Origin of the sequence: Bacillus sp. 2CMS4F (assembly GCF_023161785.1) — a bacterium.
Lineage (GTDB): Bacteria > Bacillota > Bacilli > Bacillales > Bacillaceae > Bacillus > Bacillus halotolerans.
Map to the genome: position 1 here is coordinate 582,521 of NZ_JALNTO010000001.1, position 14,258 is coordinate 596,778.

The window sequence follows — 14,258 nt, forward strand, 5'->3', positions numbered from 1 at the left end:
ACATTACGCCTCCATTAAAATTAATTGTGGATCGTTCAGTAAACGCTTGATGTGATTTAGTGCATTTTGCGCAGTCGCTCCGTCGATCATACGGTGGTCGAAGCTGAGAGAAAGAGCTAAGACTGGAGCTGCTACGATTTCGCCATCACGAACAATCGCTTTTTCTGCAATGCGTCCGATACCAAGAATCGCAACTTCTGGATGGTTGATAACCGGAGTGAACCATTGTCCGCCGGCTGAACCGATGTTTGTAATTGTGCAAGATGCGCCTTTCATTTCAGCCGGAGCAAGCTTGCCTTCACGAGCTTTTGTTGCAAGGCTGTTGATCTCATCAGAAATTTCAAAGATCGCTTTACGGTCTGCATTTTTTACAACTGGCACAAGCAAGCCTTTTTCAGTGTCAGCAGCAATACCGATGTTGAAGTAATGTTTTTGGATTACTTCATCTGTTTTATCGTCAATTGACGTGTTTAAAACAGGGAATTTTTTCAGTGCAGATGTAAGAGCTTTTACAACGTAAGGCAAGTATGTCAGCTTGATGCCTTGATCAGCAGCAACCTGTTTGAACTGTTTACGATGTGCAACAAGGTTTGTTACGTCCACTTCGTCCATTAGTGTTACGTGAGGAGCAGTATGTTTAGAGTTAACCATCGCTTTTGCAATTGCTTTACGGATACCGCTCATTTTTTCGCGAGTTTCTGGGAATTCACCCTCTGGAGCCGGTGCAGCAGCCGGTTTAGCAGCTGTTTCTTGAGGTGCAGCCGTTTCTTGCGGCGCAGCTTCTTGCGCTCCTCCGTTTACAAAGCTGTCGATATCTTCTTTCACAACACGTCCGTTGTTGCCTGAACCTGTTACTTTACGGATATCTACGCCTTTTTCACGAGCGTATTTACGTACAGAAGGCATAGCGATCACGCGTTTGTTCGGGTCAACTTCAGCTTGATCCTGCTGTCCTGCGCCAGTTTCTTTAGCAGGCTCTTCAGCACGCTCTTCTTTCGCAACATCTTGTCCAGCTTCACCAGTAGACTGAACTTGTGCTTCAGTTTTTGCGTCGCCAGACTCATCGCTGCCTTTAAATTGAAGGTCTTCGTAACCAGGTGCATCAAACGTAATGATCGTTTGTCCAACAGTTGCAACCGTTCCCTCTTCAACTTTTAATTCTAATACTTTTCCTTTAACAGGTGAAGGAATTTCTACTACTGCTTTATCATTTTGGACTTCCGCCAGTACATCATCTTCGTCAACCTCATCGTTAGGCTTGACAAACCATTTTACGATTTCGCCTTCGTGGATACCTTCCCCGATATCTGGAAGTTTAAATTCAAATGCCACAGTTCTCGACCTCCTAGTTTGATTAAGCAATTTTAAAGTTTACATCGTAAGCATTGAAAACAGATATATAATAGAGGGAAAACGTTCATCTTCCCTCTCGATTATGCAGTTTGATTAAAATTCAAGTACTTTTCTTGCTGTTTCAAGAACATCTTTATGGTTTGGAAGCCATACACTCTCCGCTTGAGAGAAAGGAAATACTGTATCAGGCGCAGCCACGCGAAGTACAGGTGCTTCCAAGCTCAAGATCGCACGGTCATTAATCTCTGCTACTACGTTTGCAGCAATACCGGCTTGTTTTTGTGCCTCTTGAACAACAATCGCGCGTCCTGTTTTTTCTACAGATGCGATGATTGTATCAATGTCAAGCGGGCTTACAGTGCGAAGGTCGACAACTTCAGCAGAAATGCCGTCTTTTTCAAGCTCCTCGGCAGCTTTTAATGATTCATGAACCATTGCGCCGTAAGTGATGATTGAAAGGTCAGTACCTTCACGTTTTACGTCAGCTTTGCCAAGCTCAATTGTGTATTCTTCTTCAGGAACTTCCTGACGGAAAGAACGGTAAAGCTTCATGTGCTCTAAGAAAACAACAGGATCGTTGTCTCTGATCGCAGAAATCAAAAGTCCTTTGGCATCGTAAGGAGTTGATGGAATAACAACTTTGATACCAGGCTGTTGTGCAACAAGACCTTCTAAGCTGTCAGCGTGAAGCTCAGGAGTATGAACACCGCCGCCGAACGGAGAACGAATGGTTACAGGTGAAGTCCAGCGTCCGCCAGAACGGTAACGCATACGAGCCATTTGGCCAGAAACTGAATCCATTACTTCGTAAACAAATCCAAAGAATTGAATTTCCATTACCGGACGGAAGCCGTTTAAGCCTAAACCAAGGGCAAGACCGCCGATACCAGATTCAGCAAGTGGCGTGTCAAACACACGGTCTTCACCGAATTCTTTTTGCAATCCTTCTGTCGCACGGAATACGCCGCCGTTAACACCAACGTCTTCTCCGAAAACTAAGACATTTTCGTCATTTTTCAGTTCTGTGCGTAACGCATCCGTGATTGCTTGAATCATTGTCATTTGCGCCATGGCTTACTTCGACTCCTTCTGTGTATAAATTTCAAATTGCTCCTCAAGGTTATGAGGCATTTTTTCGAACATGATTTTCATTAAATCAGTTACTTTTTGCTTAGGCTCAGCATCCGCTTTTTTGATCGCCTGCTTAATTTCTTCTTTTGCATCCTCGATTACTTTTGTTTCTTCTTCTTCAGACCATAAGCCTTTGTTTTCAAGGAACGCACGGAAGCGTACAAGCGGATCTTTTTGCTCCCACTCGTTTTCGATTTCTTTTGTGCGATATTTAGTCGGATCGTCACCAGCCATTGTGTGCGGGCCATAACGGAATGTCAGTGTTTCAATCAGTGTCGGGCCTTCGCCGTTAATCGCCCGTTCGCGTGCTTCAGCAGTTGCAGCGTATACAGCAAGCGGATCCATTCCGTCTACTTGTACACCCACAATACCGGCAGCTACTGCTTTTTGTGCAATTGTGCCTGCTGCAGATTGTTTTTCAACTGGAGTTGAAATCGCGTAACGGTTGTTTTGTACAACGAAGATCGCAGGTGCTTTATAAGCGCCGGCAAAGTTAATTCCTTCGTAGAAGTCCCCTTGTGAAGCTCCGCCGTCACCAGTGTAAGTGATTGCGACAGCTTTCTTACCGCGTTTTTTAAGACCTAGCGCAACACCGGCCGTTTGAATGTATTGAGCACCGATAATGATTTGTGGAGAAAGGGCATTCACATCATCAGGCATTTGGTTTCCTCGGAAATGTCCGCGAGAGAACAGGAACGCTTGATATAATGGAAGGCCGTGCCAGATTAACTGAGGCACATCACGGTATCCCGGAAGAACGAAGTCTTCTTTTTCAAGCGCGAAATGTGTAGCAATCTGAGAAGCTTCTTGGCCCGCAGTAGGAGCGTAGAATCCGAGACGTCCTTGACGGTTTAATGAGATAGAGCGCTGATCAAGCACACGTGTAAATACCATGCGGCGCATAAGCTCTTTCAATTGATCATCAGTTAAATCAGGCATCGCCGCTTCATTCACGACTTCTCCCTTTTCATTTAAAATTTGGAACGTTTCGAACTGCTTTTTAATGGCATCAAATTGCTTCTTACTATCAACGATTACTTTTTTCGTTTTTGCAGCCATACTAAAGTCACCTCTTCCTTTCTTTTAAACAGTCATTAGACGTGCATTCCTTTTATACATACAAACTTAGGGTACCCTAAAGTATCAGCAGTAAGTCGTATATATTTTAGCCGATCCCCAGTTTGCCGAAACCATTTATGTAGGATAGTTACACTCTGCTTTGAACTGTATTATTTCGAAGTTGTAAAAAACTAATACAACACCGCTTAACATGGATTAGTTTACACCATATAAAGAAGAACCGTCAATCGTTTTCATCGCTGATTTTCAATAAATGTATTCGCTTTACATTTTCTATAAAAAAACAGATGCAGCCTGTACCTCAAACTGTACTAGTATAACCTATCACACTGTACTACAATAGAAATTTAAATTTTGAATAGAATTTAAAAAAAGAGCTGATCATAGTCAGCTCTTTTTTATATGATAGCCTGCGGCGTCATATAAATCTTCGCGGGCTTTATTATATTTCTCCGTTTGCACATCAAATTCTCCGCTTTGTTTAAGGACTTTTTTATAAGATGCATTCGCTTTTTCAATCTGCTGATCAAGCTTATCCAGCGTCAAGTCTTTGTCTTTCAGCAGCTTATACAGTTTTTTATCAAGTTTAATGGCTTTTTCATATTCTTCAGACATAGAGCTGTATGCAGCATATCTTTTTTTCATATGATCTGCCGCAGTCTCGGCTTTTGCCTTGATGTGTTTATCCTTAACATTTTCTGCGGATTTTTTAGCTTCCTCAAATTCTGATTCGGATTTTTCGATGCTCTCATTTTCAAGCTTCAGATGTTCTTCGCGTTTATTTACATTCTCTAGCGCTTCGTCTGATAATGAAACGATTTTTTTATAATCATCCATATTGAGCTTGATGACATCATTGTAGAGAGTATGTTCTTTTTTCTCTAATTCCTCGAGCGTTTTCTGTTCTTCTTGAAACGGTTTTTCTAGATCAGCGACTTTTTCTAATGAGTCATGAAGTGAATCCAGCGGATCCTGTCCCACGCACCCTGTTAATAGTAAAGTCACAGCGCAAAAGGCTCCGATTTTCACACCGTGGCGCCGTTTTATTCCGTCTTTCACGTTAAATCCCCCAATCTTGACAATTTCTACTATAGAATCCATAGAGATATTTGACAATAGCCAGATGGTTATCGCATGGCTTGCTGAGCAAAAAATCAAATCTAAATCGTCAAAAATCAGGACAGATGACCATACAACTTTTTTGTTTTTACATAGGTTATTGTAGACGCTATGCCTACTACAAGGCTCTGCGTAATTAAAAGAGGAGGTTATGTTCATGTACGGTTATGGATATGGTTACGGCGGAGGCTGCTGCAGTTATGGTTACGGATATGGCGGAGCAGGATATGGCCGCACATTTGCGTTAATCGTTGTTTTATTCATTCTGTTAATCATTGTTGGAGCTGCTTATTTAGGCGGAGGCTGTTGCTAATTACACAGTAAAACACTGACCAGCCATTTACGGCTGGTCATTCGTTTCGTTGCACCTTTACGAAGAAATCCGATATAATTTACATATTAAGCTTTAGGAGTGAAGTTTCTTGATTACTATGGAAAACATCGTGCGCGACGGCCACCCTGCCTTAAGAGAGACAGCAGAGCCTGTCGGGCTGCCTGCCACAGAAGAAGAAAAACAGCAGCTGGCAGGTATGATTGAATTCGTAAAAAACAGCCAAAATCCGGAATTAGCTGAAAAATACAATCTGCGCCCCGGCGTAGGACTTGCGGCACCTCAAATTAATATTAATAAACGGATGATCGCAGTCCATGCAGAAGATGCTTCCGGGAAGTTATACAGCTATGCATTGTTTAACCCGAAGATCGTCAGCCATTCCGTTGAAAGAAGCTATTTAACAAGCGGTGAAGGCTGCCTGTCAGTTGATGAGGCAATTCCCGGCTATGTTCCGCGCTACGCTCGTATCAGAGTGAAAGGAACAACACTGGAGGGAGAACAAATAGACATTCGTTTAAAAGGATTTCCGGCGATTGTATTTCAGCATGAAATCGACCATTTAAATGGCGTTATGTTTTATGATCATATCGATAAAGAAAATCCATTTAAAGAACCTGAAAATGCGATGGCGATTGACCGCTAAAAGAAAATATGCGGCTGACACTATAAGTGCCAGCCGCTTTTTTATTTTAGCAGGCCTAATTCTTTGACAGCATAAGCAATTCCATCCTCGTCTACAGGCTTTGTTACAAAATCCGCAACTTCTTTTAATTCAGGAACGGCATTCCCCATGGCAACGCCTGTTCCGACAAACTGAATCATTTGCAGATCATTTAATCCGTCACCGAAGGCATATGTATCGCTGATATCAAACGGAAGGCGCTCGATTACTTTTTTAATCCCCTTCGCCTTTGATCCGCCGCGCGGCAGCACATCAGTCGAAAGCTCATGCCAGCGCACAAGATCGAATTCTGGAAAAGCCCCATAAATTTTTTCTTCTTCATCCTGGCAAAACAACAGAAGCTGAAAAATTTCTTTTCCTTCATAAAAGAGGTCATCGGTTTCAGGATAGTCGGTTTTCAGGCTACCGATTCCCTCCAAGACATGAGGATGGTCAGCAACAGTTGCTTTCATTGTATCTTCAGCCATAAACACAACCGGGTGGCTTCCTTCTCCTGCCTGCTTTAACAATCTTCTGATTGCCTCTTCAGGCAGCGGATTCTTATAAATCACTTCATTTTCAAAGACGACATACTGACCGTTGTAGGAAATAAATGAGTGAATGCCTAACTCCTCTAAAATCGGCTTCACCAGAAACGGGGACCGCCCGCTGGCGATAAACACATGGTGTCCCTGCCTCTGAAGCTCCGCTACCGTTTTTCTTGTGCTTTCCGGTATCTTTTTGTCGTGATCATATATCGTGCCGTCAATATCGAAAAAAATTAATTTTGTGTCCATCGTTATTCCCCTTTATCGTCTAAATCTGCAATTCCCACACTCATCATACAAAAAGATTTCAGTTCAGCAAACCATTTCCCTCAAAAACAAAATAAAATTCCATTAATATCCACGAAAAGTCCGTGCTAAACTCCGTATACTATTTGTATAAAACAGCCTTGGACAAGTATCAATCGAAGGAGGGACCGCGTTATGCTTCGGAAATTAAAAAAGAAACTCAGAAGACAATGGAACGGAATGCTCCGCAGGAGAGCCATTGCCTGATAAGGGATCTGTCACTTTTTGAAAGGTCCTTATTTTGCTCAAGACTTTCCTTATATTCCGTTTTCGAATATAATAGAATAAGCGAGTCTAACATACGGCATTTAAGGAGAGATTTGGATGATTTATAAGGTATTTTATCAAAAAAAAGCTGAGGAAGTACCTGTTCGGGAAAAAACAGATTCACTTTATATTGAAGGCGTATCAGAGCGTGACGTCAGAACGAAACTGAAAGACAAGAAATTTAATATTGAATTTATCACACCTGTTGACGGTGCTTTTTTAGAATATGAGCAACAGAGTGAAAATTTTAAAGTATTGGAGTTATGAGCGGTATGAAATTTGTAAAAAACGATCAGACTGCTGTTTTCGCCCTCGGAGGACTGGGTGAAATCGGTAAAAATACGTATGCGGTGCAGTTTCAGGATGAAATTGTGCTGATTGATGCGGGGATCAAGTTTCCCGAGGACGAACTGCTCGGTATTGATTACGTCATTCCCGATTACACGTATTTAGTTAAAAACGAAGATAAAATTAAAGGGCTTTTTATCACTCACGGGCACGAAGACCATATCGGCGGCATCCCGTACCTGCTTAGACAAGTCAATATTCCCGTTTACGGCGGTAAACTCGCGATCGGCTTACTTCGGAATAAACTTGAAGAGCACGGATTATTAAGACAGACTAAGCTTAACATCATCGGTGAGGATGATATCGTAAAATTTCGCAAAACGGCTGTGTCATTCTTTAGAACAACACACAGTATTCCGGATTCCTACGGTATTGTTGTAAAAACGCCGCCCGGAAACATCGTACATACTGGAGATTTCAAATTCGACTTTACTCCAGTCGGCGAGCCGGCAAACTTAACGAAAATGGCCGAAATCGGCAAAGAAGGCGTTCTGTGCCTCCTTTCAGACAGCACAAACAGTGAAAACCCGGAGTTCACTATGTCTGAACGCCGTGTCGGAGAAAGCATTCATGACATTTTCCGCAAGGTGGACGGCCGAGTTATCTTCGCTACATTTGCGTCGAATATTCACCGCTTGCAGCAGGTAATTGAGGCTGCTGTATTAAATGGAAGAAAAGTTGCCGTATTTGGACGCAGTATGGAATCGGCTATCGAAATCGGACAAACTCTCGGCTATATTAACTGTCCTAAAAATACGTTTATTGAACATAACGAAATCAATCGCATTCCTGCCAATAAAGTAACAATCCTGTGTACAGGAAGCCAAGGGGAACCGATGGCGGCTTTATCCAGAATTGCAAACGGCACACACCGGCAGATTTCAATCAATCCTGGAGATACAGTCGTATTTTCTTCATCCCCTATCCCGGGCAACACAATCAGCGTGAGCCGCACAATTAACCAGCTGTATCGCGCGGGGGCCGAGGTTATTCACGGACCTCTTAATGATATCCATACATCCGGTCACGGCGGACAGGAAGAACAAAAGCTGATGCTTCGTTTAATCAAGCCTAAATTCTTCATGCCGATTCACGGTGAGTACAGAATGCAAAAGATGCATGTCAAGCTTGCGACAGATTGCGGCATCCCTGAAGAAAACTGCTTTATCATGGATAACGGTGAAGTATTGGCGCTTAAAGGCGATGAAGCTTCAGTTGCCGGTAAAATCCCATCCGGTTCAGTATACATCGACGGTAGCGGTATCGGTGATATTGGAAATATCGTGCTTCGCGACCGCAGAATTCTTTCTGAAGAAGGTCTTGTGATCGTCGTTGTCAGCATAGATATGGATGACTTTAAGATTTCAGCGGGCCCTGACTTGATTTCCAGAGGGTTTGTTTACATGAGAGAATCAGGTGATTTGATCAATGACGCCCAGGAGCTCATTTCAAACCACTTGCAAAAAGTCATGGAACGAAAAACCACTCAATGGTCAGAAATCAAAAATGAGATCACGGACACGCTTGCTCCGTTCTTATATGAAAAAACGAAACGCCGCCCAATGATCCTCCCGATCATTATGGAGGTTTAAAAAAAGATGCACTCACTTAGGAGTGCATCTTTTTTATTGCAGTGCTATATGCTGAAATGACTTTACATCAAACAACCCTGTTGTCGTCATTTTGATGTCAGGAATGACAGGCAAAGCCAAAAATGAAAGCGTCAAAAATGGGTTAAACCGGTCTTTGAAACCGATGAATGAGAGCTTTTCATGAAGCGTCATTAAGCTTTGATTCACTAATTCTGCAGATTGGTCGGATAATAACCCCGCAATCGGCAGAGGAACCGAGTGAAGTTCTTCCCCATCTTTTATAACTGTTAATCCGCCGCCAATTTCCTGCAGCTTATTAACTGCGGCTGCGATATCGGTGTCATTTGTCCCCACGGCAATGATATTATGCGAATCGTGTGAAATCGTTGTTGCAATCGCCCCGCTTTTCAAACCAAATCCTTTCACAATACCAAGTCCCGTTTCTTTTAATCCCTTATGCCGTTCCACGACTGCAATCTTTAACAAGTCAAGATCGATATCAGGCTGAAAAATGGGTGCTTCCGGAGCCGGAACACTCACCAGGCGTGTTTCAAGCTGATTTGGTATGATTTGAATGACATTCATCTTCTGCTGGGGATCAATTGGCATATGAAAATCCTGTTCGGAAAGAGGAGCAGCAAGGTTAACGGAATGAAGCAGCGCCGGGTCTGGTGTTAGCGTATGAGCTTGCGCCTGACAGACTGCTTTATTATCTTCAGCAACAGTTTGTCCTTTTACCAACGTCTTTGTGACAGTGACATTTTCCACATCTGAAATAAAGAGCAAATCGGCGTCAAATCCCGGAGCAATCGCTCCCTTTGTATCTAGACCGTAGCATTCCGCTGCATTCAGGCTTCCCAATTGGTATGCCAAAAACGGATCGAGACCTGCTTGAATAGCCATTTTCACCTGATGATTCACACTTCCCTCTGACAATAAATCATCTACGTGTTTATCATCAGTACAGAAGAAGAAACGGCGCGCATTCTTTTCATTAACAGCCGGCAGCACTTTCATTGTATTTTTGGCGACTGACCCTTCTCGCATCATGACGTACATTCCTCTTCTGATACGATCCAGCGCTTCTTCCTTCGTCGTTACCTCATGATCGGTCAAGACAAAAGCGGTTCTGTAAATATTGATGAGATCAGTTGACAAGCCTGCTAAATGTCCGTCAATCCGTTTCCCCGCGCTCCGGGCATCAAACAGCTTATTAACCATGTCTGCTTCACCCTGCTCAACCGATACATAATCCATCACTTCAGCCAGACCCAATACCTCTTTCTCTTCGTAAAATGGATTCAAATCGGCCGCCCGAAGTACCGCACCGGATCGCTCAAAGCTGGCGGCAGGCACACTGGAGGGAAGCATAAAATGGATATTCAGCGGTGTTTGGCGAGCCTGTTCAATCATAAATTTGATCCCTTCCTGACCGGACACGTTCGCTATTTCATGCGGATCGGTAATGATGGTCGTCACGCCATTCGGCAATATGGCTTTTGCAAACTCGATCGGTGTCACCATTGATGACTCAATATGTACATGACCATCAATAAATCCCGGCACAATGACTTGCCCCTCTGCATCAATGGTTTCTTCACCTTCATACTGGCCGAGGCCTACAATAACTCCGTCTGTTATCGCAATATCTTCATAAATCCACTCATGATTATATACGTCCATGATTTTCCCGTTCTTAATGACGATGTCAGCTTTTTGTCTGCGGGCTGAAGCATTCAGCCTTTTGACCAGCGCTTCTTTATTCAAATGGCCCCCTCCTCTTTTTTATTTATATGGTACAATATGCTATCGGAACGCTTATCCGTAGTCAATAAAATTTTAGTAAATTGGCGCTCAGTTCATTAAAGTTGTTATATTCTGATAATATTAAAAAACCGCCCCTAAGGACGGCTTATATTTCTTCTATTTCGTATGAAGAACTCTTTTCTCAAAACGTGAAATATCCGTAACCGATCCAATGACGATGAGAATATCTTCTTGATGTATCACTTCAGTCGCAAGCGGCGACACGATGACTTCCTTGCCCCTTTTAATCGCTACAATATTAATCCCGTATTTCGCCCGTATATCTAAATCGAGAAGAGTATTTCCGGCAAGACGGCTGTTGGCCACGATCTCGACAAGACTATGCTCTTCTGACAGCTCCAAATAATCAAGTACATTGTTGGAAACGATATTATGCGCAATTCTTTTTGCCATATCACGTTCCGGGTGGACAATGTGATCCGCGCCGATTTTGGACAGCACTTTTTCATGGTAATCGTTCTGAGCCTTAACTGTAATCGTATTGACACCCAGTTCTTTGAGAATCAGAGTTGTTAATATACTCGCCTGAATATTTTCACCGATCGCAACAATGACGTGGTCAAAATTCCTCAAACCTAAATTTTTCAGAACAGATTCATCGGTCGAGTCTCCGATGACGGCATGTGATGCAATCTTGGCATACTCGTTGACTTTATCTTCATCAATATCCATCGCCATGACCTCGACGCCCTCTTCACTCAATGCTTTGCATATACTTCCACCAAAACGGCCGAGTCCAATTACGGCAAATTCTTTTTTCATAGTGGTGCTCCTTTACCTAACATCATATTGATCAAATTTTAACATATTCTTTTGAGACAGTGTTAATTTCATCAACCTTGTGGCAGCGAATTCATATGCTGCTTAAGCCGTTCAGTAAAGCCTGGGGTCAAATAAAGCTCCGCTCCCCGTTCAATCTCGATTTGATAATGCTGAGGAGGTGCTGTTTCTGCTTCTTTTCGGAGGACGAGAAAGGTTAAACAATCGGTATAGAGCTTTCCCCCTGCTTCAACGTCTACAAATGCCGGCCGATAGGTAAGAGATTCAACCCCTTCCCTTTTATACAAATAGGCGACAGCTGAAAAAGGAAGACGATATAACACCCCTTCTGTCGTGCCTCCGTCTTCAGTGATATCCGCTCTTGAGCCGTCTGGTCTTTTTAACGTAAAGCGGGTTGTATACCCTTTTAATACAGCTCCTCCCACTGGATCTTGAAAATAATGATTAACCCCTGCTTTTTGAAAACGGGCATTGTCCATACAAGATCCGTAGGCAAAATAGTACACGGGATCTTTAGATTTGCTGATCATCTGATGTTCTTTCCAGTCACCGCTGCCTATTTTCACAAAGTCAGCATTATCATCTTTTTTCATATAATATACAAGTGCTTCCTTGATTCCAGCATCAGTTTCGACATGTACAGATTTCTTGTGGTAGCCTTGATACAAAAGATCAAGCTTATGTATACACGATGCATCTGCTTCATATATCTCACCGCAAATATAGCCATCAGCCCCAAACACGGCCGCAGGTTCCTCGGCTGCCGTATTAAAAAGACTTCCCTTTGTCCGCGCCTGCTCACTGATACAAGCCGACTGTGATAACAAATGATGATTTTTTTCATGCTTCCTTAAGGTCCCATATACAAACAGAAGCGAGTTCATCTTGTTTTTCCCCTCTCAGCTGTCAGATTTCAAAGGCAAAACAACTTGAAAGATGCTGCCTTTTCCAGCTTCACTTTCAATCTTCAATTCCCCGTTATGTTCCTTTAATATTCTCAAACAAATGGCGAGCCCCAGCCCTGTGCCTTTCTCCTTTGTTGAATAAAAAGGTTTTCCGATTTGCTCAAGCTTTTCCTGTGACATGCCGTTCCCTTCATCTTTTACGCTTATTACGGCGTGTGAAGCTGTTTTAGCAGTGGAAATCGTTACGACACCGCCCTTTGGCATTGCTTCGATTCCATTTTTAATAATATTGATAAAAACCTGCTTCAGCTGGTTTTCGTCCCCTTTAATCATACAGGCTTCCGTCTCACCAAAATTCTTTTCTATAGCAATATTGGACAATATGGCATTCGTATCAAGCAATGTTGTGACTTGTTTCAAAATTTCATTGATTGGGTGCGTTTTAAATGTAATTTCCTGCGGCTTCGCCAACAGCAGCAGCTCGCCGAGCACCAGATCAATTCTTTTAATCTCTGAAAAGATGATATCAAAATAATCTTTTCTATCCGGATATGATGTTTTCATAATTTGAAGGAATCCGCTGACGGACGTTAAAGGATTTCTGACTTCATGTGCAATGCCGGCAGCCAGTTCACTCGTAATTGACAGTTTCTGCGACTCCCTCGCAAGCCGTTCATTGATTTCCAGAAGCTCATCTTCAGCCTCTTTTCGCTCAGTGATGTCTGACATTGTACCCAGGCTTCCGGTAAATTGCTCATCTCGGTCATAGTAAAGTTTATAGTGAACCTCGCCCCAAAAAATCGTCCCGTTCTTTGTCACATACTTTGCCGTAAACATGCCCGAGGACGCTTTGTTTTTGATTTGAGTATTAATGTGATCAGCTACATGCTTTTCTTTTATGAAGTAATCATTATACATTGTCCCCATGCATTCACTGATCGAAAAACCTGTGATGGCTGCCCACGCTTGATTTAAGTATGTAATTTCGCCTTTTGCATTGGTTTGAAAAACGATCTCCTGTAAATTATCCATGATGCGGTTCTTCTCATCAGAAAGCTGTTTATACTTCCATTCATTATCTTTCATTTTCTTGACCAGCTGTTTTTTCTCATCGACATAATACGCCAGCATCCAGACACTGAAAATCGTTACTGCTGTATACACAATGTCAACAGGCCAATTAATCGGGTTTTTGCCTATAAAATAAAATAAATAATCCCAAAACATAATAAAAATCATCGCCAAAATAATGGAAATGATACGTGCTTGATATTTTCTCATATGACCACCTGCCGCCTGTGTTTCTCTGTTTATTGTACCATTCTTCGACAAATAATTGAGTAAAATATGTAAAGTATCCCAAATCATTCATTACCTTTTGTTCATGATGTCATATCTTAGGCGGCGGTAATCAGAATCGGCACGCAAAAAAAGGCGGAGATTACACCATTCCGCCTTTTTCAACATATATTATTCTTTTAAAGCGGCTTGAATTTCTTCGAGAAGCAGCTGTGCGCCTTCAGGGCTTAACGTAATTTTACCGTTGCCGTATTCTTTATTTTCTGAAGTGATTTCCCCAGTCATTAAACAAATGCCATGAGGTTTGTACTTTTTCAAAATAATTTTATCGCCCTCGACAAAAAACTCAATGCTGTCTTTGATAGCAATATCCAGTGCCCGTCTTAACTCTATCGGCATAACAATACGGCCTAATTCATCTACTTTTCTTACAACACCTATTGATTTCATAAAAACCCTTCTTCCTTAAATGTTTCTTTTTTCATGTAATATTCAAGGTTGTACCTCAATATATCGTAGACGTACGAAACTTAGAAAAAGTTTCCCGCTTTCTTGAAGAATCGCAAGATATTTTTTCCATAAAACCGAAAAATGTATTACTTCTGTTACACCCTTCCGCAGTTTTTTACAAAAACATTTCTTTCCCGACGCACACCCCCAAAAATCGCTTCTTTTCTTAGAAACTTTAAATGTAGAATCATATAAAAT

At 42.2% G+C, this 14,258-nt stretch carries 14 protein-coding genes; 4 read left to right on the forward strand and 10 right to left on the reverse strand.

The features are described from left to right. Positions 1–3: 3 nt before the first annotated feature. The 4 genes from pdhC to MTN95_RS02650 all read right to left on the reverse strand — a co-directional run bounded on the left by pdhC (position 4) and on the right by MTN95_RS02650 (position 4,623). Positions 4–1,332, reverse strand: a complete 1,329-nt coding sequence (pdhC, locus tag MTN95_RS02635) for a pyruvate dehydrogenase complex dihydrolipoyllysine-residue acetyltransferase (RefSeq protein WP_024121262.1) — start codon at positions 1,330–1,332, stop codon at positions 4–6. Between the two features lie 114 nt (positions 1,333–1,446). Then, positions 1,447–2,424 (reverse strand): pyruvate dehydrogenase complex E1 component subunit beta, encoded by a 978-nt coding sequence (gene pdhB / locus MTN95_RS02640; RefSeq protein WP_014113660.1) that lies wholly within the window; start codon positions 2,422–2,424, stop codon positions 1,447–1,449. Positions 2,425–2,427: 3 nt separating this feature from the next. Beyond that, a complete protein-coding gene (gene pdhA, locus MTN95_RS02645) occupies positions 2,428–3,543 on the reverse strand; it encodes a pyruvate dehydrogenase (acetyl-transferring) E1 component subunit alpha (RefSeq protein WP_024121261.1) in 1,116 nt (371 codons plus the stop codon). A gap of 408 nt (positions 3,544–3,951) precedes the next feature. Beyond that, a complete protein-coding gene (locus tag MTN95_RS02650) occupies positions 3,952–4,623 on the reverse strand; it encodes a YkyA family protein (RefSeq protein ID WP_248336840.1) in 672 nt (223 codons plus the stop codon). Between the two features lie 217 nt (positions 4,624–4,840). Here MTN95_RS02650 and MTN95_RS02655 point away from each other — a divergent pair, with 217 nt between their 5' ends. Further along, positions 4,841–4,996 (forward strand): YjcZ family sporulation protein, encoded by a 156-nt coding sequence (locus MTN95_RS02655; RefSeq protein WP_024121259.1) that lies wholly within the window; start codon positions 4,841–4,843, stop codon positions 4,994–4,996. A 109-nt stretch (positions 4,997–5,105) separates the two neighbouring features. Next, positions 5,106–5,660 (forward strand): peptide deformylase, encoded by a 555-nt coding sequence (gene def / locus MTN95_RS02660; RefSeq protein ID WP_202852486.1) that lies wholly within the window; start codon positions 5,106–5,108, stop codon positions 5,658–5,660. A 41-nt stretch (positions 5,661–5,701) separates the two neighbouring features. Here def and MTN95_RS02665 read toward each other — a convergent pair whose 3' ends face one another. Beyond that, a complete protein-coding gene (locus tag MTN95_RS02665) occupies positions 5,702–6,475 on the reverse strand; it encodes a Cof-type HAD-IIB family hydrolase (protein ID WP_248336842.1) in 774 nt (257 codons plus the stop codon). Positions 6,476–6,856: 381 nt separating this feature from the next. Here MTN95_RS02665 and rnpZA point away from each other — a divergent pair, with 381 nt between their 5' ends. Beyond that, positions 6,857–7,066: an RNA polymerase subunit omega 1 gene (gene rnpZA / locus MTN95_RS02670; RefSeq protein WP_010334097.1), complete on the forward strand. Its 210-nt coding sequence runs from the start codon at positions 6,857–6,859 to the stop codon at positions 7,064–7,066. Between the two features lie 5 nt (positions 7,067–7,071). Beyond that, positions 7,072–8,739 (forward strand): ribonuclease J1, encoded by a 1,668-nt coding sequence (gene rnjA, locus MTN95_RS02675; RefSeq protein WP_010334096.1) that lies wholly within the window; start codon positions 7,072–7,074, stop codon positions 8,737–8,739. A gap of 33 nt (positions 8,740–8,772) precedes the next feature. Here the strand turns inward: rnjA and ade are convergent, their stop codons facing one another. The 5 genes from ade to abhA form a co-directional block, all read right to left on the reverse strand. Further along, a complete protein-coding gene (gene ade / locus MTN95_RS02680; RefSeq protein ID WP_248336844.1) occupies positions 8,773–10,506 on the reverse strand; it encodes an adenine deaminase in 1,734 nt (577 codons plus the stop codon). A 156-nt stretch (positions 10,507–10,662) separates the two neighbouring features. Further along, entirely contained in the window at positions 10,663–11,328 is a 666-nt protein-coding gene (gene ktrC / locus MTN95_RS02685; protein WP_010334094.1) for a Ktr system potassium transporter KtrC, read from the reverse strand. 71 nt (positions 11,329–11,399) lie between these two features. After that, positions 11,400–12,230, reverse strand: a complete 831-nt coding sequence (locus MTN95_RS02690; protein ID WP_105990745.1) for a gamma-glutamylcyclotransferase family protein — start codon at positions 12,228–12,230, stop codon at positions 11,400–11,402. A 15-nt stretch (positions 12,231–12,245) separates the two neighbouring features. Beyond that, the gene (gene kinC / locus MTN95_RS02695) at positions 12,246–13,532 is read right to left on the reverse strand and encodes a two-component sensor histidine kinase KinC (protein WP_024121254.1); all 1,287 of its coding nucleotides are present in this window, start codon (positions 13,530–13,532) and stop codon (positions 12,246–12,248) included. 189 nt (positions 13,533–13,721) lie between these two features. Then, positions 13,722–14,000: a transcriptional regulator AbhA gene (abhA, locus tag MTN95_RS02700; protein ID WP_024121253.1), complete on the reverse strand. Its 279-nt coding sequence runs from the start codon at positions 13,998–14,000 to the stop codon at positions 13,722–13,724. Between the last annotated feature and the right edge of the window lie 258 nt (positions 14,001–14,258).